Raw genomic sequence first — 22,213 nt, 5'->3', positions numbered from 1 at the left:
TAGTGCAACAAATAGGATTCAAGCTGCGTCTGATATGGAGATGCATAATTTGAACAGCAGGGAGTGGAAAGGGATGAACCGTGCAATACAACAACCGATCGCGTTGCTTTTTCTTATTCTTTTTCTGAGCTTCGCAGCGGGGTGCAGCAGTGATCCGGCACCTGCCAGCGTAAATCCGGCGCCAAACGCACAGCAAAGCGGTCAGACGAACGCACCCGAACAAGGAAAACCGGGAGATGCCGCTTCTTCAGAAGGCACCGGCAATGTGAACGGAAGTACCAATCAGCAGCCGTCCAAGCCTGTATCGGAAAGTGGACTCATGAGCCATTTGACTGCGGTACGCGCTATAGATCCGTCTTCGGGCTGGGTAGGCGGAGACGGGGGGATTGCCCGTACCGATGACGGAGGCAAGCAGTGGAAAATGCAGTACAGCGGCAAGGACAAAATTGCCCAAATTTTTGCGCTAAACGGTCAGGATGCTTGGGGAATGATTGAGAAGTCCGCGGATGGCACAAAGCGGGAGCTCATTCAAACTTCCGACGGGGGAGCTCAATGGACGACGGTAGGGCCGCTTCCTAATCCGGGCTTCGTTCATTTTGTTTCCAAGCAGGAAGGGTTTGCTGCGAATGCGTACACCAAGGATGGCGGCAAGAGCTGGCAATCGTTAGCGGTTCCCGATCATATGGTTGGCGATGCTTACTTCCACGACAAGACTAACGGCTGGGCCGTGACGGCAGAAGATAAAAAGATTCTTGTGAAACGGACAACGGATGCCGGGAAGTCTTGGACTACCGTCCTGAGCCGGGATACCTCGACTTTCCTGAACGGTACAGTCATTCGTTCTGCCGGTGCAGATGACGTGTGGGTTGAGCTGATAGGCGATTCGGGCATGTCCCAAACGTCATACTCGCTGTTCCACTCCTCGGATGGCGGGAAAAACTGGCAGCCCGTGCTTTCGAATTCTACAGCCGGCGCCGGTCCTGCTCCAGGGTTTCCAGCGGATTATACAGGGACCAAGAACGCAGGCTCCAAGCCGGGCGAGCTCTACGTAGTCAATCCCAAGGCGGCGTTCATGGGAGGCTATTGTCCTGCTTGCGATAATCCGAATACCGTGGGCTACACGACGGATGGTGGCAAGACCTGGGTGAACGGGAAAGAGCAAATTCCCGGCTCGAGCGGAGCGATGCTTGCGATCAGCGATCCGCAAAATGGTTGGCTCATTAGCAAGGACGCAGCGAATCCGTCCGTTCTGTATACGACTGCAGATGGCGGGCAGCATTGGAAAGCAGTGCATACCTTCGACAAGCCCAAACAGCCATAAAATTACTTTGAACACCGGCAACCCCCGCGGCTATTTCTAGAGTCGTGGGGGTTTTGTCTTTTTTTTGCGTGGGAAAGCAGGGGGAATCTTTGATCAATAGCCGATTTGTGGTACCCTTGAACCACGATAGTATGAGGAGGGGTTCAACGGTATGCTGTTTATCGATAACAAGAATATAAACGATCCGACCATCAACCTGGCTATAGAGGAATATGCACTCCGTCAGCTTCCTCCAGAGAACGATTACTTGCTGTTCTATATAAATGAGCCGTCCATTATTATAGGCAAGAACCAGAACACGGTTCAGGAGATTAACACAGAGTACGTGCAACAGCAGCAGCTTCATGTCGTCCGGAGACTGTCTGGAGGCGGGGCCGTCTATCATGACTTGGGCAACTTGAATTTCAGTTTTATTACCCGTGATGACGGAAAATCGTTCCATAATTACCGGAAGTTTACGGAACCGGTTGTGAAGGCCTTGAAAGAGCTTGGCGTTGAAGCAGAACTGACAGGCCGCAATGATATTCAGGTCGGAGAGCGTAAAATATCGGGCAATGCCCAGTTTTCAACCCGTGGCAGAATGTTCAGCCATGGCACGCTGATGTTTGCTTCGGAGATTGAAAATGTCGTGTCGGCGTTGAAGGTCAACCCGGAGAAGTTCAAGACGAAAGCAACCCAATCCATCCGCAGCCGTGTCGCGAACATCTCGGAATTTATCCGGGAGCCGCTGACGATTGAACAGTTCAGAAGCAAGCTCCTGGAATCGATATACGGCGGCGAGGCGATAGAACGGTATGAGCTGACGGACCAGGACTGGGCGGGCATACATACAATTGCTGAAGAACGTTACCGCAGCTGGGACTGGAATTATGGCCGTTCTCCTGTATTTAACGTCCGTCAAATGAAGCGGCTCAGTGCAGGCACCTTTGATATCCAGTTGGTGGTAGAGGAAGGTCTTATTCGGAGTATGCACATCTATGGCGATTTCTTCGGTATGGGAGAAGCGAAGGATGTCGCAGACAAGCTGATTGGCGTAAGGTTCGAAGCGGCTGCCGTGGCGAAGGTGCTGAATTCAATCGATTTAACCTATTACTTTGGTCCGGTGACGAAGGAAGAGTGGCTGGATATGCTTTTTCAGAGTGAATAAGAATACGACAACGATAATCAATCATTTCTTTCATCGGAAGGAAGGCAGACACAATGAGTTTTCAAGGAAAAGTGATTATGGTGACCGGAGCAGGTCAAGGCATCGGCCAAGCGATTGCGATAGCTTATGCCCAACAGGGTGGCTGTTTGATCGTTGTAGACCGCGAAGAGGATCGGCTTCGGCATACGGTACAGCGAATACGGGAGGCAGGCGCGGAAGCCTTTGAATATATCGTGGATGTAAGCAAGCCAGAGCAGCTTGAGGCGTGCTTTCAACAAATTACGGACCACCACGGTCGACTGGACATATTGATCAATAATGCGGGATTAGGCAGGTGGGTGTCTCCGTATGAACTTTCCTTGAAGGACTGGGATTACGTGATCAACACGAATCTTCGGGGCACGTTCGTCTGCTCCAGGGAGGCGGCCAAGCTCATGAAGAAGCAAGAGACGGGGGGCTCGATCGTTAATATCGCATCGACAAGAGCATTTATGTCCGAACCGAGCTCCGAAGCTTATGCTGCTTCCAAAGGAGGCATTGTCGCGCTGACTCACGCGCTAGCAGTCTCCCTGGGACCGGATAAGATTCAAGTTAATGCAATCAGTCCAGGTTGGATTGAGACAGGAGACTATAACGCATTGAAACCAAGCGATCATGCGCAGCACCCTGCAGGCAGAGTAGGGAGGCCGGACGATATTGCCCGTGCATGCCTTTATTTAACGCATCCGGATAATCGTTTCGTTACCGGAACGAACGTCATGATCGACGGGGGAATGACCCGCAAAATGATATATGAGGAATAAGCGGCAGGGCAAGCCGTAGTAAGGAGATTGAAACGATTCGGATGCTGCAACTTTTTTAATACGAAGGCGTCTTATTTGCAGATAGCTTGCAAAGGAGGCGCTTTTTTTTGAATGATATCCTTCAAAGGGCGGGGAAGTCGGTTGTCTCTGTCAAAAGATGCTGGGCGGTAACCTTCATGACAGCAGCCGTTTTATGTCTGAGTGCGATAGCAACGGCAGAGGCCTCATCTCATGAGGTCAGGGTGCATCTTCCCGCTTTTCCTGTAAGTGTCAATGCTTATTCTCCTCTAGTAGAGTATAACCCGTATCCGCCTATTGTGTATCAAGACGTAACATATCTTCCCATGACTTGGGATAACAGTCAGAGACTTGGTCTCCGGCTGGATTGGAATGAGCGTGAAGGACTGTCCATTCGGCAAGAAGACGGTAAGAGCCAACCCGAGGCCGGACCGGAGACCGGCGAAAAGGTTAACGACCTAAATCAAACGTATCAGGCTCAGCTTGCGGATTATCCCGTTTCAGTCAATGGCAAGCAGGTACATAACGACGAGGAGCCGTATCCGATCCTCTCCTTTCGCGGAATCACGTATTTTCCATTAACCTGGAGATTTGCACATGACGAATTCGGCTGGGCGACTGCCTGGAATGCAGTGCAAGGGTTCCGCCTCATTTCGGGAAACAACGCATATATCATGAGAGGCATCGTGACTGACGACGAGTCGCATTTATATGTCAGCACGAATCTTTACGGGACAATCAAGATCCCGAAGTCGCTAACGGGCATGCTTGAAGCAGCCTCTGATGAGGTTAACACTCCCCATACGCAGGATCAAGGCCTAAGGGTCATGGAAAAACATCCCGAGGCGCAAAGCGGGCAAACGCGGATGGAAGGAGATGCTATTCTGTTAGGCCAGGTGAAGCTGCTGTCCATACATTCGCTTCTGAGCGAAGCGAATGCTTCCATCCCATCCCGAACGTTCACAGAACAGGACATGGAGCTGGAAGATACGGTTATCCCGCTAGGTGCATCCCGTCTTATCCGCATATCCACCTCATTGCCTGGACTCGGATCCATTCTACTCCTTGAGCATGCAGGTCAAGTGACCTCCTTGGACCATAACTTATTTTACAGACTGGTTTCGGCATCCGACGGCTCCTATTGGTTCTCCAGCGCGTACAAGCAGAGTGAAACACATACTTATTACTCCAGACATGAGCAGCATCTGTGGCATATCGATAAAGCTGGCAATGTCCGTTCCATCCATGAGCTGCTGGGCGCTCCCATGATTCGTGTATTGACAGGTTTACGGGATGGGTCTGTACTTGTGCTTGCATCAGACAATGATTGGGATGGGACAGCCGCGGATGTGGTGCAGGTGCAAGCCGACGGTACAGCCCAGAAGCTATACAGCAATGTGAAGGGAAAGGTATATGCTGATTCATCAGGCAAGCTATATATGCTGTCACCCGAACAGAATCGGATTCACATGCTGGGGAGTGAACGAACTGTAGAGCTGACGGAGAAAATGATTTTTCAGACGGCCAACGGCCAGCCGCAAATGATCCCTTCCATAACGGCGAATCGTTAAAGGGAAACCCAACACGTAAATCCATCGTTTCCAGCGTTATCCATCGGTCCTCTGCGGGTAATAAGCTTTAATTGCATTTGCGGAGGAGGGGAATCCATGAGTTTACAATCCAGGCCGGTTCGATTTCTGCATTGTCTCATGTATCGATTTCGGGATGATGAGGTTCCAGCGCTCGGCGCCCAGCTGACGTATTATTTAATCCTGGCTTTTTTTCCGTTTCTTATCTTCCTGGTGAGTTTGCTGGGCTTCATTTCGTTATCAGGGGAGGAGCTGCTGCATGAATGGATCGGTATGCTGCCGAGGGATTCAGGAGAAATGGTCCGGAAGCTGATGGGTGAGGCGGCAGGGAATCAGAGCCGAAGCTTGCTTTCCTTTGGCATGCTCGCAACGCTCTGGGCGGCCTCCAATGGCATCAATGCGGTCATTAAAGGCTTGAATAAAGCGTACGACGTTGAGGAAGACCGTCCGTACTGGAAGGTTCGAGGGATATCGTTAGCAGCGACATTCGTGCTGGCGGTTGTTATTGGCTTAACCCTCGTTATGCTCATCTTCGGGAAAGCAATCGGCGCGTACTTGTTCGAGCTGACGGGCTTTCCGGACAGTTTTGCTCTGGTTTGGGGGATTGTGAAATATATCGTGCCGATCGCAGCGATGCTGACGGTGTTCCTCCTGCTGTACCGGATGACTCCGAACCGGAGGCTGACGTTCCGTGAGGTCGTGCCGGGAGCGTTGTTTACGACCGGAGGCTGGATTATTGCTTCGGTGTTGTTTTCCTTTTATGTGAATCATTTTGCGAATTATACCCGAACGTACGGTAGTCTGGGCGGGATTATTGTCCTGTTGCTTTGGCTGTATATGAGCTCGATTCTCCTGATGCTGGGCGGAGAAATCAATGCTACGCTGACCTTCGACAAGGAGGGTCAAGAAAAGAGAGAGGCCCGCAAATACAGTCATGCTTTTCCTTTTCTGGAGAAAAAAACGGGGACGGCGCGGTCCGCTCACCGTCACTCCATCTGAATGATAAGGGGGGATTTCATAGCCTTGCTATGAAGTCTCCTCTTTGTTGTTGCCGGATACCGGGGTCTCCATAATCACATAAGAAATGCCGTCTTTTTCAAAGGCTTGATTCGTTGCGATGAGACCAAACCGCTTGTAAAAGGCAGCTTTATCCGCTCTGGCGTTGCACCTGATTTGATCTGCGCCGTGTCGGCGGGCTTCATCCATGACATGCCGAAGCAGCCGGGTGCCGAAGCCTTTGCCTTGCTCCTCGGGTAATGTAGCGAATTTGCGAAATTGCGCACGGTTCCGCTCGATGAACAAGGATAGAACGGAAACGAGGCGATCCTCCGCATAAAAGCCCCAGTGGGTGCCTTGATCATCGTCACGTAATTTAACATATTCCAATGGCTTTTCAGGCCACATGACCTGATGTCGTAAAGTCCATGCAGCTTCTTTAGAAATTTGGCGAATGTCCATAGGTACAACTTTCCTTTCTTTTTCTCGCAACAAGCATAGCTCTTGGTGTCCAAAAAGTCTATACTTAAACCAATAAGGATACTCGGACACAAACCTGCATAGGCTTATTTCATAAAATAAGGAGTGGTGCCTCCGGCACCGTTTTACACGTGCTGTAAAACCGTGTCAATAAATCGTAGATATGTTCATATTGTGCGGTTGCCCGGGAAATGAAGCGGGAAATGGTTTGGAGAAGCGACTATAAACCAGATGAAAGGCGGTATTTTCACATGCCGAACAAAAATGTGTTCATTCTCGCGTTGTTTTACGCCTTTATATATATGAGTACAGGGTCTTTCTCCTCTTATATTGGCGTTTATTTCACTGAAGCGGGGATAGGGAATACCGAGATCGGCATACTTACCTCAATCGGTGCGGTTGTAGGCCTAGTAGCTCAGCCCCTGTGGGGCTTGGCTGGTGACAGATCAAGAACGAAGAATCGGATCTTAATGCTGTGCACCTTGCTGTCGGCATTAACCGTGTGGCTTGTCCCATGGGCAGGTACGGCGTTCATTCCCGCGCTTCTTGCTATGGCGCTGTTCAGTGTTTTTCAAATTGCCATCAATCCCTTGAGTGATGCTATCACATTGGAGCTTTCCTCCAAAGGGGTTGTACGGTTCTCTTCCATTCGGACCTTCGGTTCGGTTGGCTACGCCTTCATCTCGGTTGCGGCCGGGTGGCTGTTTGCGCGGCATATCGACACTATCTTTTTGGTTACCTCGGTGATCATGATGGCTTGCTTTTTCCTGTCTCTCGGGATTCCGACCGTTGCTGGGCATCAGAGCGGAAGCAGCAAGCGAGTGAAGCTGACCGAAATATTTAGAAGCAGGCAGCTGGTCGTCCTGTACATCTACACGTTGGTTTTATCGACAACGATGGGCTTTTTATGGGCATTCCAGGCCATTTACAGCAAAGAACAGGGGATCAGCATGGAGGTCATTGGGATCGGGTTGGCGATCGGCTCGTTCAGTCAGTTTCCGTTTATGATTTTCTTCCAGAAATTTTACAATCGATTCGGCATTCGGCGTATTCTTCTTTTCTCCGGCTTCATTCATACGTTAAGGTGGTGCTTGTATGCCTTCGCCTTAACGCCGTTCACGTACATTTTAAGCTGGGTACTCCACGGCGGGACCTACATCCTGTTTTATATGTGTCTGGCCGAGTACGTGAACAAGCATGTGGTGAAGGAGCTGCGGGCAACGGGACAAATGCTGAATTCAATGATTCAGCTTAGCGTAGGCAAGATTATTGGCGGGATGCTGGGCGGGTTGTACGTAGCTCAATTCGGCTTCCACAGCGCCTTCTTATTGCTGGCGGGGATCGGGCTGGTCTCTACTGCAGGATTTTACACGGTCAGCCGAATGTTTCAAGTATTCTCGGATAAGCTTGAAGGGCGCGTGCTGGAAAATGTAAATGGGATGCGAATACCGGATTGAGGACCGGTTAGGAAAGGAAGGAGCGCCAAGCACAGAGTAGAACGGAGGGAGTCAGGTGTGGGGTGGACTGGAGCAGCGGAAGCGTCTGCGTTTGTTTCAACAGCTGCCGGGACCCCACACCAGACTCCCTCCCCATGCATTAAACGTATAGGGTTCACATATGGACGTCGTTAGTGGTTATTCTCAAACATTTGACTTTGTTTAGAAATTGTTCAGTATGGTTGTGCTACACTTGTGGGATTCAACGGAAATAACGATGACACCGGGGTGAGTGTACATGTCAAAAGTACTGATAGTGGACGATGCAGCCTTTATGAGGAATATCATACGAGATATATTGGAAGCGGAAGGCCATGTGGTGATCGGAGAGGCTTCCAACGGAAAGGATGCCATTCTGCTTTACAGGCAGCTGAAGCCCGATATGGTGACAATGGATATAACGATGCCGGGGATGGATGGCATTGCAGCTATGAAAGAAATTAAGAAGAAGGACAGTCGGGCCAAGGTCATTATTTGTTCTGCTCTGGGAGAGCAGCCTACCGTGGTAGAAGCCATTAAAGCTGGAGCTATCGATTTTTTGGTCAAGCCGTTTCAAAAGGAACGTGTCCTGAGTGCGATTTCCAAAATATGATCGATGCCTTTGCAGCCTCTTATATGATTTTATAATGAGGCTTTTTGTGCTTTCTGCTATGATTAGAGAATCATTTGCTTGGGCGGGTCGAGATCATGAAAAAACAACGTATGCTTATGCTAGGAATGACAATTGGTTTTATTTTGATGACCGTCTATTTTGTGTTTCAATGGCTTCATCAGCAGCGGCACTTTCCGGAGGCAAGGAATGGCGTTATGGATGCAAGGGGTTGGGATTTCCAACAGGGAGGATACCTTCCGCTTCGGGGAGAATGGGAATTTTACAGCGGTCAGCTGCTGACGCCTGCTGATTTCCGGGATCGCAAAACGCTGGCTGAGGAGAAACAATGGGCTGCCGTACCGGGAAATTGGAATGCCATGGTGCAAACCGACGGGGTTGCAGGCTATGGGGCGGGGACGTACAGGCTTGTCGTCAAGCTGGATCAAACCGATATTTACAGTCTTCGAGCCAAAAAAATGCGTCTGTCGAGCAAAGTTTTTATCAACGGTATGGATGTGGGGGGGAACGGGAGGCCCTCCTTGACCGAAACGGATTTTATCCCAAGCAACCTGCCCTTCTTTGGCTCGGAAAAAGCGGCGGCCGGCGATGTTGAAATTATTATTCAGGTTGCGAGCTACAGCTTCATAAACGGCGGTCTGGTGCAAGCGCCGGAATTCGGGACGAATCTCGTACTGGCTGAGCGCCGCGATCAATCCCGTTTGACGGACATGGTTCTGATTACAACGATGTTTGTTTTTTCGCTTTATTTTGCAGGTATGTTCAAGCTGTGGCACAAAGAGCCTTACTTGATGTATTTCAGCCTGTATTGTTTAATGACCGGCTTATTCTTTTGTATCGATAACGAAATTGTAGCGGCAACGCTTCTGCCCAGTCTTTCCTTTGTATGGCTGCAAAAAATGATTTTTTGGACCGTCTATTTGTCCTTCGTATTTTATGCCCTTTATATATACCGTTACTTGGATGAACCGGACCATCGAATATTTCGTTGGCTGCGGTGGATCATCTATGCCCTATGCTTCATCGTGCTGGTGACACCGAATGGTTGGCTTTCGCATCTGCTGGCCGTCAACCTGATTCTGCAGAGCGGCATTTTCATTACTATTTTCTACGCCTTATTCCGTAAGAGGAGCAAGGAGGTATACAGGCCGCTGTTTATTGTGCTGGGCGTGTTCTTTATGATCATCTCGTGGATCTTCGCCCAATTTCGATATGAGCTTGCGCTGGACCATCCGTATTTTATTATGGTGACGCCGCTGCTGCTCGTATTTTCACAAGCGTTCTTATCCTCGGACCGGCTGCAAAGAGCTTTTCACAGGAACGAGCAGCTTTCCAAGCAGCTGATAGCTTATGACCGGCAGAAGGATGAATTTTTGGCCAAAACGTCCCATGAGCTGCGCACGCCGCTGCACGGGATTATTAATTTATCGCAGACACTGCTTGATGACCGGAGTACGGCATTAAGCCCTCCGCATCGGGATAATATCCGATTGCTGAACCTGGTCGGGCGGCGCCTGGCAGGGCTGATTCATGATATTCTCGACATGTCCTTAATTAAGCAGGGCAAGCTGAGCATCCGTTTAACTCCTGTAGATTTTCGAATGTCTGTCCGCTTCGTACAGGAGATGCTATCCATAACACCAAGAAACTCGCAGGTGATCATTGTAGACAAGCTCCCGGATGACCTCCCGCTGGTATACGCGGATGAGAACCGGCTGAGGCAGATTTTATATAATCTGCTGGAGAATGGCCTGAAGTACACAAAGCAGGGAACAGTCACCTTATCTGCGGTTGTAGAGGGGAGTTCCCTTGCAGTTTCGGTAACGGATACGGGGCATGGGATTCCCGAGGACGTGCAGGAAAGGTTGTTCCGGCCCTTCGAGCAAGGGGAACAGGCGGACGGAGATGTACAGAATGGAATTGGACTCGGATTAAGTATTACAAAGCAGCTTGTCGAGCTTCAGGGAGGGCGGTTGGACATGAAGAGTGAAATCGGCAAAGGATCCCGGTTTACCTTCACCATACCCATCGCGGAATCTATAGAAGTAGTCACACAGACGGCTGCAGACAATAAGCCCTCACAGCAGTTGGAGCTGACAATGGAACAAAGCGGAGACAACAGTGAATTCACCGTACTCCTTGTCGATGACGAGTGGTCCAATCTCAAAATTTTGGTAGATACCCTGTCAGGTATGAATCTGGGATATATAGCCGTTCAAAGCGGAAGCGAAGCGCTGGAGAGGCTTCAGCGGTCGCCCAAGCCCGATTTGGTGCTGCTTGATCTGATGATGCCGGGCATTTCCGGTTTGGAAATATGCCGATCGATCCGCAGCAGCCACAGCTTGTCGGAGCTTCCGGTCCTCATGCTTACAGCGTCCGGTCAATGGAGCGATATGTCGGCATCCTTCGATGCCGGGGCGAACGATATCCTCCAAAAGCCGTTCGAGCTCGCGGAGCTCAGGGCGCGTGTCCAATCGCTGCTTGCGATGAAACGCTCCTCAGAGCAGGCGATTCGCAGGGAGATGGATTTTTTGCAGGCTCAAATTACACCGCATTTTCTGTACAACAGTATGAACGCATTAGTGGGTCTGAGCTATATAAATATCGATAAGCTGAGAGAAACGATTCACCACCTGACCGTATATTTACGGGCGAAGTTTACATTTGTGTTTCAGGAACAGCTGGTTCCGTTCGAAAGGGAGCTGGAACTCGTCAAAGCGTATTTGGCCATCGAGCAGCTCCGTTTCGGCAGCCGTCTTCAGGTTGAATACTTATTGGATGGAGAGATTGATTGCATGCTGCCCCCGCTGACGCTCCAGCCTCTTGTTGAAAATGCCGTTCGTCACGGAATCGGTCCGAAGCCCGAAGGCGGCACCATTCGGATCATTGCCCGGTACCGGGAGCAGCGGGTGGAATTCCTTGTTGAAGATAACGGAGTTGGTATGGATGAGGAAAAATCAAACCGACGGGGGCACAACCAAGGCAATGGTGTCGGCCTAAGCAATGTAAACCGCCGTTTACACATGATTTTCGGTCAAACCCTGGACCTTACTAGTGTTCCTGGTCAGGGTACACAAATTCGATTCAGCTTACCGGGGGATAAGAATGCTTAAAGCACTGCTCATCGATGATGAAGAAATAGCGCTTGATTTGATGGAGATTTTATTGAACGACATCGGTGGGATTCAGGTTGTCGGGAAGTTTATGCAGGCGGCCGAGGCTTTGAAGCAAGTGGAGACTTTACAGCCTGATGTCATTTTCCTGGATATTGAGATGCCCGGAATGAATGGTTTGACCGCTGCTGAGCAGCTGATGACCCGTTTCCCGGTCATGAAAGTGATTTTTGTTACGGCCTACCATCAATACGCGCTTGATGCGTTTGAAGTCAATGCAAGAGATTACCTGCTTAAGCCTGTGTCCAAAGAAAGGCTAGTCAAAAGCCTGGATCGGTTCAAAAGCGAGCGTGAGGAAGGAAGTCTTGCACCGGCTCTGCAAGGGACTCCTTCCGCGGAGAAACAGCAGCAATTTGCAGAGCAAACCGGCCAGGAGGTCAAGCTTCAGCTTCATGTGCTTGGAAGTATCGAGCTGTACGACCGGACAGGGGAGCTTGTTTCATGGCGAACGAAGAAAACGAAGGAGCTGTTTGCTTATTTATGGCATCATAACGGGGCACCTGTGTACCGTCTCCATATTCTCGATGCGTTATGGCCGCAATTACCTTCGGATCGGGCCCAAGCCTTGCTGCATACAACGATGTACCGCTTACGCAGTACGTTAAAGGCTCTGGGCTTCCCGGATATTATTTCATTTGCCGATGAGCGTTACCGATTGCAAAGCGAATGGATCAGCAGTGATTATGATAGGATAAAAGAAATGTTCCCTGACAGCGGAGGCCGTCCATTGGGACCGGAAAAGCTGCTCTCCCTCTATCGCGGAGACTACATGGAAACGGAGAGCTATGGTTGGGCGCATACCAAGCGCCTCGAAATTAGAACGGCCTACCGGCTTGCATTGGAAGAAAGCTTGTCTGAAGCGAACACCTTTCAAAAGCAAGCGATATGGCGCAAGCTCATCGAGCTGGATCCTTACGTCGAATCCTATTATTATGAGTTGCTGGTTGAATTGAAGCGTTCCGGAAACATACAAGGAATGCAGGCCTTATACCGGGAAATGGAAGAACGCTGGAAAGAAGATTTGGGAATAGATGTCCATGAGGACATTCAAGAGCTTGTTCGTAGATGAACCGCGGGAAACCGCGGTTTTTTTGCACGCCAGAAGTTAATTTAGAAGCTAAGTCGCTCAGTCAGACGGATGCATAATCTTCCTTGCTCTGGATAATATTACAACCATGCCGTGCATCGCGGGAGGTGTTGGGAGATGAACCGATTGCCGCCACAGGTTGAACAGTTTACCAGCTTAAGGAATAGTCTGATCCCAAACATTGAGGCGATTCAGGCGAGGTTAGGAGCAAGCCAGGATGTCATTATCAAGGAAATGTTTTATTCGGACACGAGGCTTTGCATAATTTATATGGATGGATTGGTTGATATTCATGTGGTGAATCAATCCATTATTCAACCCTTGCTCTCAGAGGAGAAGCAGCATACTTACAAGGCAATCAAGCAGGGAGCAAGCCTGCCGGTTTTTTTAAAAGAGATTGTGCTTCCCGTTGGAAATATCGGGATGCTGAAGGAAATGAACGGACTCCTGGATTGTCTACTGTCCGGTGAAGTGCTTATCTTGGTGGACGGCTATTGCGAAGGGCTGCATATTGCGGCCGCGGGGTGGGAGGACCGCAATGTAGGGGAGCCGTCAACCCAATCCGTCGTCCGCGGTCCGATGGAAGCTTTTACCGAGAATATACGCACGAATATTGCGCTTGTCCGTCGTAAAATCAAGGATCCTCAATTGTGGGTGGAAGGCAGGGAGATCGGGACACTGACAAAGACGCATGTCGCGGTCATGTATATGAAGCAGCTGGCTAAGGATAGCCTGGTGGAGGAAGTATTTCGCCGGCTGGATCAAATCCGGATCGATAGTATACTCGAGAGCGGTTATATCGAGGAATTTATACAGGACAAGACGTTGACACCGTTTCCGACGGTTTACAATTCCGAGAGACCGGATACGATTGCGGCGGGACTGCTGGAAGGCAAAGTTGCCATTATTGTGGATGGAACTCCGTTCGTGCTGCTGGTGCCGGCGCTGTTCGTTCAATTTTTTCAGTCGGCCGAAGATTATTATCAGCGGGCCGATATCAGCACCTTGCTGAGACTGATCCGTTTTCTCGCTTTTTTTATTACCATGCTATCTCCATCGGTCTATATTGCGGTAACGACCTTTCATCAAGAAATGCTGCCCACGAACCTCCTAATCAATTTAGCTGCCCAACGGGAAGGCGTTCCTTTTCCTGCTTTCGTGGAGGCGCTGCTAATGGAGGTTACCTTTGAAATCTTGAGGGAGGCAGGGGTTCGCATGCCTAAAAACGTCGGACAGGCCGTTTCCATCGTTGGGACGCTGGTCATAGGCCAATCGGCCGTTGAAGCCGGAGTTGTGTCTGCAGTTATGGTTATCATTGTAGCGATCACCGCTATTTCAAGCTTTGTCATCCCGACGCCCAGTATGTCCATTTCCGTGCGAATGATCCGATTTGTTCTGATGGGACTTGCCGCATCATTCGGCTTGATAGGCATTCTGACGGGGATGCTTCTGCTTGTCATTCATTTATCGTGCCTTCGTTCCTTTGGTGTTCCCTTTATGAGCTCGCTCGCCCCTTTTCACGGGAAAGACCAGAAGGACACACTGTTCCGGGTACCCTGGTCCCAAATGACAACCAGACCGATGTCCACGGGGAAAGCCAATCTGAGACGCGAGTCCAAAAAGTCTTGACTAAGGGGCGCTGCAAGTTGAATAAAATCATCAGGCTGTGTCTATTGCTTTTTTGGATGGTCATCTGCGCAGGCTGCTGGAACCGCAGGGAATTAAATGAGCTGGGCATTCAGGTCGGGACGGCTATCGATAAAGTTGGGGATCAATACCAAGTCGCCGTACAGGTGGTCGTACCGGGGGAAGTCACTCCTCGGCTGAGCAGCGGACGGGCTCCCGTCACATTGTACAAGGCGACGGCACCAACCATTTTCGAAGCGTTTCGGAAGCTGACAGAAACAAGTCCAAGAAAAATTTATTCTGCTCATATTCGTACGCTGGTGATTGGCGAGCCTCTTGCCAGAGAGGGAATTGCCAATGTGCTGGACCTGCTCTCCCGCAACCCGGAAGCAAGGACCGATTATTATGTTGTGGTCTCAAGAGGCACACCGGCAGAGGATACGCTCAAGGTGCTGACCTCATTGGAGAAAATTCCGGCCCATAACTTGTTTTATTCGATCGATACTTCATCCAAGGTTTGGTCGCCAACGACCGCCATTACAATGGACGAAATCATTGATCAGATGGTCAGTGAAGGGACGAATCTGGTGCTGCCGGGGGTGAGACGTATCGGTAATACGAAGAAAGGTGAGCAGAAATCAAATGTAGAGGAAATCGAGCCTTCGTCCCATCTTCGTACGACGGGGTTAGCTATGTTCAAGAAGGATAAGCTGATTGGCTGGCTTAACGAGGATGAAGGCAGAGGCTACAACTATATACGAAACAATGTGAAAAGCTCGGTAGGTCATCTGGATTGCCCTGATGGGGGCAAGATTGCTCTCGAAACGCTGCGCTCGGATACCAAAATGGAGGGTCGAATGGTGAAAGGAGAGCCAGTCATTCATTTGAAAATCATAAATCAATCTAATATTGGTGAGGTGGAGTGTAAAATTGATATTACTGATCCGAATACCATCTCCAGTCTGGAGCAGCAGGTTCAAGAGCGAATTAAGCTGCTGATGCAAAAGGTTATTGCCAAGGTGCAAAACAATTACCATGTCGATATCTTTGGCTTCGGTCAAGCCATTTACAAATCGGATCCCAAAGCATGGAAAAGAATCAAGGCTGATTGGGAATCGTACTTCAGCAAATTGAAAGTCGAATATGAAATGCAGGTTACGATACCTAGAACCGGGACAACAAACAATTCGTTCAAAAATTATCTCAAGGAGTAACGCTCATGTTCGGTGTATTTACAGGTTTTATTCTCTTCACCGCCATGACGGCAGCTGTTATAGAAATGACAATTCTCATTAGAAAGGGCTGGACCAGGGAGTCATGGACCTATGGAGCGATGTTCGTAGCAGGCGCGGTTTTATGTATCGTCACAGGCTTGAATAATAGTCTCCCGAGCCCGCTGAAGCTTTTGATATGGATTTATAAACCGGTGAATGCATGGTTCGCCCATGCTTTCTCAGGAGGGGGTTGAGTCGAATTGGATCAGTTGCAGGCGGAACGAATAAACACCAAGCAGATGGCTGTCCTCCTGATCTTTTTTACCATAGGGGACATGCTGCTCTTTCTTCCTTCCAATATGGCGTCGATTTCCCACCAGGATGCATGGATATCCGCATTAATCGGTCTGGTCGTTGGTGTCGGTATGGCGTGGTTCATTTATGAATTCAGTCAATGCTTCAAGGGACAAAATCTGGTTCAGATTTATAGACAGGTGCTTGGGAAATGGTTGGGAACGACCGTTTCCTTGTTGTATCTGTTGGCCATGTTTAATAACGGTGTGACTCAAATTAGGGAAATCGGAGATTTGGTCACCACACAGATGATGACGGAAACGCCTATGAGGGCTATTTGCTTATTAATGGTGATTGTTCTCGTCGTTGCGATTCGATCCGGATTAGAATCGATTGCCCGGACCGCCGAAGCATTCCTGCTTGTATTTATCATCATGTTTGCTGCAACGATCATTCTTCTGATTCCGGACGCCAAATGGAGCAAACTGACCCCCGTATTGGAGGCCGGAACACCAGAGCTTATTCAAAGTGCGCTCTACTTCGCTTCTTTTCCTTTTTGCGAGCTATTTGTGATGTGGATGATTCTTCCTCAGGTTACGCCCAACAAGCACGAACGCAGAGACTTTATTCTTGCAACAACCACTGCAGGGCTGGCCATATTTTGCATCGTCATTATATCGCTGTTAGTTCTCGGCTCCTACTTGACCGAGCATCAAATGTATTCGACGTACACCTTAGCCAAAAAAATAAGCGTGGGACATTTTCTCGAAAGAGTGGAGGCCATATTCGCGGTAACCTGGCTGCTCTCCACTTATTTTCGAATGGTTATCTATGTGTATGCATTTATTAAAGGGGTAGCAGAGCTGCTTCAATTGAAAGACTACCGCCGTCTTACCATTCCGCTAGGGATGCTTGCATACGGATATGCTTTAATCCTGGCGCCGAATGTCATATTCTTCAATTCCACGAACAGTTACTGGGTTACGTGGGATTTAACGTATGTCCCTGTGATTCCGACGATCGTCTATCTTATCCATCGATGGAAGCTTTTCAGAAAAAAGCGTGAAACTAAGTATTCGACTTAACGATATAAATAATTAATGCCATATAACCTAGAAGGATCGCGGCCACATATATCTAGGTCAGCCGGGACCAATTTCCTTTGGTTTTCATGTCATAGTTTGGATTGCCTTCCTTGTTTTTTTGTGAAAGGCCGACGAGAACCGTAGCAATAAGGGCAAACAGCATAATGGTTGCAAACATAATATAGTAGCCATATAACGGCATATCATAACACCTCACAGGATTTTACATTCAATTCCCCATGAATATATCAAAAAACATCCGATCCGAAACCATCCAATACGAAGCAAATTGTCCCACCCACTGACCGGAAAAAACAACGCCAGATGATGATGTTATCACATGAAAAAACGGTCGATTCAGCCCCGTAAGGGGAGAGATCGATCGTTAAGAATCCGAAGCAGCAACAGGCGATAACTGGAACGAAAAGAACAGCCTGTCGGCATCTTATCGATAGACTATAATGGGGGCTTATTTTAAATAAACAGGTGCATTTGAAAACCATTCTCCGATGACTGCGAGAATGGCTTTTTTTATTGCATAAAATCAAACAAGTAAAATCGTCGTCTAATAATATACAAACAAATCATGAGATCGTTTATAAAATATGACTTGATAAAAACTAGATGTTAAAATATAATGTCTATAAATAAACGGACGAATGATTCGATTGTTTATTAGAATTTTATTTCGAAAGGGAGTAAGTGCTTTGTTGAACAACCGTTTTGTTCGCACGATTATTTTGTCCCGGATACTGCTTCAGCTGGGGATTTGGATCAGGAATTTTGCGATTCTGTTGTACGTCAGTGATGTGACGCACAATGATCCGCTGTATGTATCGCTTATCTCTGTAGCGGAATTTGCGCCAATTTTTATGTTTTCCGTCATCGGCGGGACGTTCGCGGATCGATGGCAGCCCAAACGCACCATGGTTTGGTGCGATGTGCTTTCGGCTATTTCTGCATTGGTCGTGCTGCTTGTCCTGCTTCAGGGCTCCTGGTATGCGCTGTTTTTCACCACTTTGGCTTCTGCCATTTTGTCGCAATTCTCCCAGCCCTCTGCGATGAAGCTATTCAAACAGCACATTCCGGAAGCTCAGCTTCAGAGCGTGATGGCGATGTTCCAATCTTTAATGGCTGTGTTTATGGTGATTGGCCCGATGATTGGGACATACGTCTACCAGCGCTTTGGTATCGAGGTCTCGGTCGCAGTGATGGGTGTGATGTTCGTCGGTTCCTCCTTGATTTTATTAACCCTGCCGCGCGACGAGCAGCAAAGTATGAACGCAGAGTCCCAAAGCTTTATGGAAGAACTGAAGGCGGGGGTACGCTATGTGTGGAATAAACGTATTTTAAGGACGTTAGGGGCCAGCTTTGCTGTGTCGGGCCTGGCATCAGGCGTGATTCAGCCTCTTATGATTTATGTCACGATGGATAATCTAGGACACGATAAATCGTTCTTACAGTGGCTCCTGATGGTACACGGCGCTGCTATGCTCGTTGGCGGCAGCCTGATTATGACATTCGGAAAAAGGCTAAAGCCGCAAACCTTGTTAGCGGTAGGGCTCTTCTTCATCTCCTTCGGAACCGTCGGTATAGGATGGTCTACAAGCGTGGTCTTGACGATGCTGCTTCTGGTCTTGAACGGGTTGTGCTACCCTTGCATTCACATCGGGATTCAAACCATGATTTATCAAAATACAGAGGGACCCTTCATCGGACGTGTCGGTGGTGTACTGACTCCAATGTTTATGGGGATGATGGTGATCGGGATGTCGTTCTCCGGTGTGTGGAAAAGCATGTTTTCCACTTTTATCGTATATGCAGGGAGCGGCATCTTGTTCCTTATCGGTTCCTTGCTGCTAGTTCCAGTGATTATAGAGAAACGCTCTGTGAAGTTGACTTCTTCCGAAAGGATTTGAGCAGTCGGATGGCGAATCCAACAAGTCGAAAGCTATATTTCAGAATAGGGCAGGGATGCGACAATGGCTGTAAGAAGAATGGAGCATGTCGGCGTGATGGTCAAGCAAATCGAACCGTCCGCGGCTTTTTATGAGAAAGTGCTTGGACTTGAGCTCAAAGAAATCATACCGCACACGAACGGCGTTATCCGGTTGGCGTTTCTCGGCTTCCGTAACCAGGACGAGACAGAGATGGAGCTGGTCGAGGGGTATAATGACAGCCTTCCGAACGAAGGCAAGGTGCATCATCTTGCTTTTACGGTGGACGATATCGAAGAGGAATGGGAACGGATTCGCGGACTCGCGGTTACGTTTGTAGACAGTGAAATTACAACCCTGCCGAACGGCTCGCGCTATTTCTTCATTGAGGGTCCGGATGGGGAACGGATCGAGCTGTTTCAATCGACACGCGGTTAGCAGCGCTAAAAAATGGAAAGTCATCTCAAGCAGGAAAGCTCGCTTTGGGATGGCTTTTTTCTTGTTCATTTGTATGTTGTCAAGTATTGGCAGCAGGCTATTTTTCATAACGCCCCCACAAATTCGCTGTCGTCCTAGAATACTATACAAAGTCATCACCCTCCCTGCTGTGACATGATTTTCCAATAAAGGAGGAAATGTTAGAATGTTGAAACGATTTGATAAATTATACGGGATTGACCTGGGAACATCCAACACCGTAATCTACGAAAAAGGAAAGGGAATCGTCCTTAATGAACCTTCCGTGGTAGCCACGAATCTCGACACAGGAGAACTGTTGGCCGTTGGCGCTGAAGCACAGGCCATGATTGGACGGGCACCGGATCATGTAGATATCAGCTATCCGCTGACGAATGGTGTCATTGCGAATTTTGACAAAACAAGCAGCATGCTGCAGCATTTTATTAAAAAAATTCAAGGCCGCTCCTTGCTGATGCGAAGCTCACAAATATACATATCTGTTCCCTGCGGGATTACGAATGTGCAGAAGCGGGCAATTGAAGAGACGATGATTCACAAAGGAGCCAAAAAAGCGATAGCCGTAGAGGAGCCGTTGGCAGCTGCGCTCGGATCTCAGCTTAGAATCGATGAGCCGATTGGCCATCTTGTGCTTAACATCGGTGGAGGAACCTCTCAGGTGGCGGTGTTGTCTCTTGGCGGGATCGTTGCGAGTCATACCATCCACCGGGCAGGGATGTCGATCGATCGGGACATTATGGACTATGTCAAAAAACAGTACAGCCTGGAGATCGGCGAGCCGACGGCTGAGCAGATCAAAATTCAAATCGGGACGGCCAGCGCAACGGCAACCGAGCGGTCGATGGATATACGGGGACGCGACGGAATCAGCGGGCTGCCTCGGACAGTTCGGCTTGTCTCGACCGAAATTTATGCGGTTGTGAATGATTTCCTCACGTCGGTCATAGACGCGATTCGAGCTACGCTGGAACGATGCCCGCCTGAGCTTGCAGGGGATGTGATTGAACAAGGGATTTTGCTATGCGGTGGCGGAGCTTTGCTGGAGGGAATCGGTGAGCGCATCAGCAAAGAAACGGGAGTTAGGGTTCAAATCGCAGAAAACCCGCTTGAATGTACCGCCTTGGGCACGGGAATGATGCTGAACGTATTCTCAGGCAAGAAAAGACCCTCCTGGCAGTCAGACAAGCAGGAGGAAACGGCGATGGAGGCCTAATCTCCATTAGGATCGAGACTGCAGTGCGTCATTTTTTTTCGTGGAATAGAGCAATTGAAATTGATAGAAGCCTTGTCAATCCCATTCGGGCGTTGACAAGGCTTTTATTTCTTTCAGAGCATGACTGAATCAGAAGGGCTTTGCAAATATTATCGGATAGGCTAAATAGGATGGAACAACAGTAGGAGATGCTATCGTGATGAATTTGACTTCTTGCCGCAATGGTTTACTGCTTCTATTATGTTTAACCGGTGGGCTTGTCGATGTGATGGGTTATTTGGGTTTAGGCCATGTGTTTACCGCGAATATGACGGGGAATATCGTCCTTTTAGGAATGGCCTTGGGACATGCGGAGGGACTCGCGGTACTCCGGACCGTAACGGCCTTGGTTGGGTTTATTGCAGGGATCGCAATCGCAGCTGTTGTCGTGGGTCCTTCCAGCAAGGATAAAGACTTCTGGCCGAGCAGGGTGACGGTGGCTCTCGGAATGGAGGGCTTCTTTCTTCTGCTATTTGCCGTCGCATCAGTGGTACCGCCGCCATCCGGTATCAATGTATATTTTCTAATCGTGATGTTAAGCACAGCCATGGGGATTCAAACTACGGTGGCACGCCGATTGGGTATTGCCGGGATTTCGACTACGGTTCTGACGAATAACCTGGCCCATGTCGTGGAAGATACCATGCATCAGTGCCGATTCTACTTAAGAGGAGATGCGAGGTCTGCTTATTCTCCAGACTCTGTGCTTCGATTACTAGCTATTGTTATATATGGCTCGGGTGCTGTGCTCGCCGCGGCTTTGATGCGGTATTGTCCTGTTGTACTTTTATGGCTGCCTGTTGCCTTCTTTCTTGTGATCATAGGGACTGTGCTGGTCAGATTCCGTTCAACTCATCGGCAAGGGTAGAGAGGGATCTCAGAAGGAAAATTATGGATCGATAGAGAATATAGTTCTTGCCAGGTAGAGCATCAATTTTTCAGGAGAGAAGCGTGAACTTGTGAAAAGAAACATGACCTTGAATATCGCTGCATGGTGCTGCTGCGGTCTTGGTATTCTCACGGTGATCATCGGATTTGGGATCGGCCCCATATTACCTTATCAAGACCCGACACCAGAATTAGTACAAATATTCAATAAACAATCTTACAGATCTAGTATCGTTATGAAAATAGGGATAACTATGATAGCAGGTAGTCTGCTATTACTCCTTGTGAGGAAGATATTCCGGAGAAAAAGCTAAGTGGATTCGATTTTTATATCTATGTTTGGTGAAATGGAATGCCGTTAGGTAGTGTGTAATTCCCAGAAAATATACATACGAATTTATGAAATCCAAACAGGTGAATCTAACGTCGCCAATAGAACATAACCATTGGTTTACGTTTAAAGACCCCGATGGGAATCATTTGATGGTGTGCAATTTAAAATAAACCGGATCAATCAAGGCATGAAATGAAAAGCTCTCTATGATGCCAGAGGCCGCTGAAAACGGGCGGAGTGGACGGAATCGTTCTGTAGAAGCGTAAGCATTCGCCTTTGTCCCCGGATTTTGACCGCTATAAGCGGGTTGAAATTAAAAAATCCGGGGGACAACAGCGATCGGAAGAACGATCCGTCCATGCAGCCGCAGCATTTTCAGTGGCCCC

General features: G+C 48.9%; 19 protein-coding genes. 17 read left to right on the top strand and 2 right to left on the bottom strand.

What is annotated here, in order from left to right; all coding sequences use genetic code 11:
- Positions 1-73 precede the first annotated feature (73 nt).
- From CF651_RS00815 to CF651_RS00795, 5 genes are all read left to right on the top strand, one after another.
- The gene (locus CF651_RS00815; protein ID WP_094012944.1) at positions 74-1,321 is read left to right on the top strand and encodes a WD40/YVTN/BNR-like repeat-containing protein; all 1,248 of its coding nucleotides are present in this window, start codon (positions 74-76) and stop codon (positions 1,319-1,321) included.
- A gap of 151 nt (positions 1,322-1,472) precedes the next feature.
- Positions 1,473-2,468 carry a lipoate--protein ligase gene (gene lplA, locus CF651_RS00810; RefSeq protein WP_094012943.1) on the top strand — a complete coding sequence of 332 codons (996 nt, stop codon included), beginning with the start codon at positions 1,473-1,475 and terminating at the stop codon, positions 2,466-2,468.
- Positions 2,469-2,521: 53 nt separating this feature from the next.
- Positions 2,522-3,271: an SDR family NAD(P)-dependent oxidoreductase gene (locus tag CF651_RS00805; RefSeq protein ID WP_094012942.1), complete on the top strand. Its 750-nt coding sequence runs from the start codon at positions 2,522-2,524 to the stop codon at positions 3,269-3,271.
- A 107-nt stretch (positions 3,272-3,378) separates the two neighbouring features.
- Positions 3,379-4,860 carry a hypothetical protein gene (locus CF651_RS00800; protein ID WP_094012941.1) on the top strand — a complete coding sequence of 494 codons (1,482 nt, stop codon included), beginning with the start codon at positions 3,379-3,381 and terminating at the stop codon, positions 4,858-4,860.
- Between the two features lie 96 nt (positions 4,861-4,956).
- The gene (locus CF651_RS00795; RefSeq protein WP_094012940.1) at positions 4,957-5,877 is read left to right on the top strand and encodes a YihY/virulence factor BrkB family protein; all 921 of its coding nucleotides are present in this window, start codon (positions 4,957-4,959) and stop codon (positions 5,875-5,877) included.
- A gap of 27 nt (positions 5,878-5,904) precedes the next feature.
- Here the strand turns inward: CF651_RS00795 and CF651_RS00790 are convergent, their stop codons facing one another.
- A complete protein-coding gene (locus tag CF651_RS00790) occupies positions 5,905-6,336 on the bottom strand; it encodes a GNAT family N-acetyltransferase (protein ID WP_094012939.1) in 432 nt (143 codons plus the stop codon).
- Positions 6,337-6,605: 269 nt separating this feature from the next.
- On the opposite strand from CF651_RS00790, the gene CF651_RS00785 reads away from it, so the two are divergent.
- The 8 genes from CF651_RS00785 to CF651_RS00750 all read left to right on the top strand — a co-directional run bounded on the left by CF651_RS00785 (position 6,606) and on the right by CF651_RS00750 (position 16,939).
- Complete coding sequence (locus CF651_RS00785; protein ID WP_179232638.1) at positions 6,606-7,811, top strand: MFS transporter; 1,206 nt, start codon at positions 6,606-6,608, stop codon at positions 7,809-7,811.
- A gap of 277 nt (positions 7,812-8,088) precedes the next feature.
- Positions 8,089-8,442 carry a response regulator gene (locus CF651_RS00780; RefSeq protein WP_094012937.1) on the top strand — a complete coding sequence of 118 codons (354 nt, stop codon included), beginning with the start codon at positions 8,089-8,091 and terminating at the stop codon, positions 8,440-8,442.
- Positions 8,443-8,537: 95 nt separating this feature from the next.
- The gene (locus CF651_RS00775) at positions 8,538-11,573 is read left to right on the top strand and encodes a hybrid sensor histidine kinase/response regulator (RefSeq protein WP_094012936.1); all 3,036 of its coding nucleotides are present in this window, start codon (positions 8,538-8,540) and stop codon (positions 11,571-11,573) included.
- Positions 11,566-12,702, top strand: coding sequence for a response regulator (locus CF651_RS00770; RefSeq protein ID WP_094012935.1), 1,137 nt, complete (start codon positions 11,566-11,568; stop codon positions 12,700-12,702). The genes CF651_RS00775 and CF651_RS00770 overlap by 8 nt, the downstream gene beginning before the upstream one ends.
- Positions 12,703-12,837: 135 nt before the next feature.
- Positions 12,838-14,349, top strand: a complete 1,512-nt coding sequence (locus CF651_RS00765; protein ID WP_094012934.1) for a spore germination protein — start codon at positions 12,838-12,840, stop codon at positions 14,347-14,349.
- A 17-nt stretch (positions 14,350-14,366) separates the two neighbouring features.
- Positions 14,367-15,560: a Ger(x)C family spore germination protein gene (locus tag CF651_RS00760; protein ID WP_094012933.1), complete on the top strand. Its 1,194-nt coding sequence runs from the start codon at positions 14,367-14,369 to the stop codon at positions 15,558-15,560.
- A 5-nt stretch (positions 15,561-15,565) separates the two neighbouring features.
- A complete protein-coding gene (locus CF651_RS00755; protein ID WP_094012932.1) occupies positions 15,566-15,814 on the top strand; it encodes a hypothetical protein in 249 nt (82 codons plus the stop codon).
- A gap of 6 nt (positions 15,815-15,820) precedes the next feature.
- Entirely contained in the window at positions 15,821-16,939 is a 1,119-nt protein-coding gene (locus CF651_RS00750) for a GerAB/ArcD/ProY family transporter (protein WP_094012931.1), read from the top strand.
- Positions 16,940-16,991: 52 nt separating this feature from the next.
- Here the strand turns inward: CF651_RS00750 and CF651_RS00745 are convergent, their stop codons facing one another.
- A complete protein-coding gene (locus CF651_RS00745; protein WP_245855578.1) occupies positions 16,992-17,141 on the bottom strand; it encodes a hypothetical protein in 150 nt (49 codons plus the stop codon).
- Between the two features lie 505 nt (positions 17,142-17,646).
- On the opposite strand from CF651_RS00745, the gene CF651_RS00740 reads away from it, so the two are divergent.
- From CF651_RS00740 to CF651_RS00725, 4 genes are all read left to right on the top strand, one after another.
- On the top strand, positions 17,647-18,858 hold the full coding sequence (locus CF651_RS00740; protein ID WP_245855577.1) for an MFS transporter: 1,212 nt from the start codon (positions 17,647-17,649) through the stop codon (positions 18,856-18,858).
- Between the two features lie 63 nt (positions 18,859-18,921).
- Positions 18,922-19,314, top strand: a complete 393-nt coding sequence (locus CF651_RS00735) for a VOC family protein (protein WP_094012929.1) — start codon at positions 18,922-18,924, stop codon at positions 19,312-19,314.
- Positions 19,315-19,519: 205 nt separating this feature from the next.
- A complete protein-coding gene (gene mreB, locus CF651_RS00730; RefSeq protein ID WP_094012928.1) occupies positions 19,520-20,566 on the top strand; it encodes a rod shape-determining protein in 1,047 nt (348 codons plus the stop codon).
- A 199-nt stretch (positions 20,567-20,765) separates the two neighbouring features.
- Positions 20,766-21,473, top strand: a complete 708-nt coding sequence (locus tag CF651_RS00725) for a YoaK family protein (protein WP_094012927.1) — start codon at positions 20,766-20,768, stop codon at positions 21,471-21,473.
- Positions 21,474-22,213 lie beyond the last annotated feature (740 nt).

This window comes from Paenibacillus rigui (assembly GCF_002234615.1).
Taxonomy (GTDB): Bacteria; Bacillota; Bacilli; order Paenibacillales; family NBRC-103111; genus Paenibacillus_S; species Paenibacillus_S rigui.
This window is presented reverse-complemented; position numbering and strand designations above follow the sequence as displayed.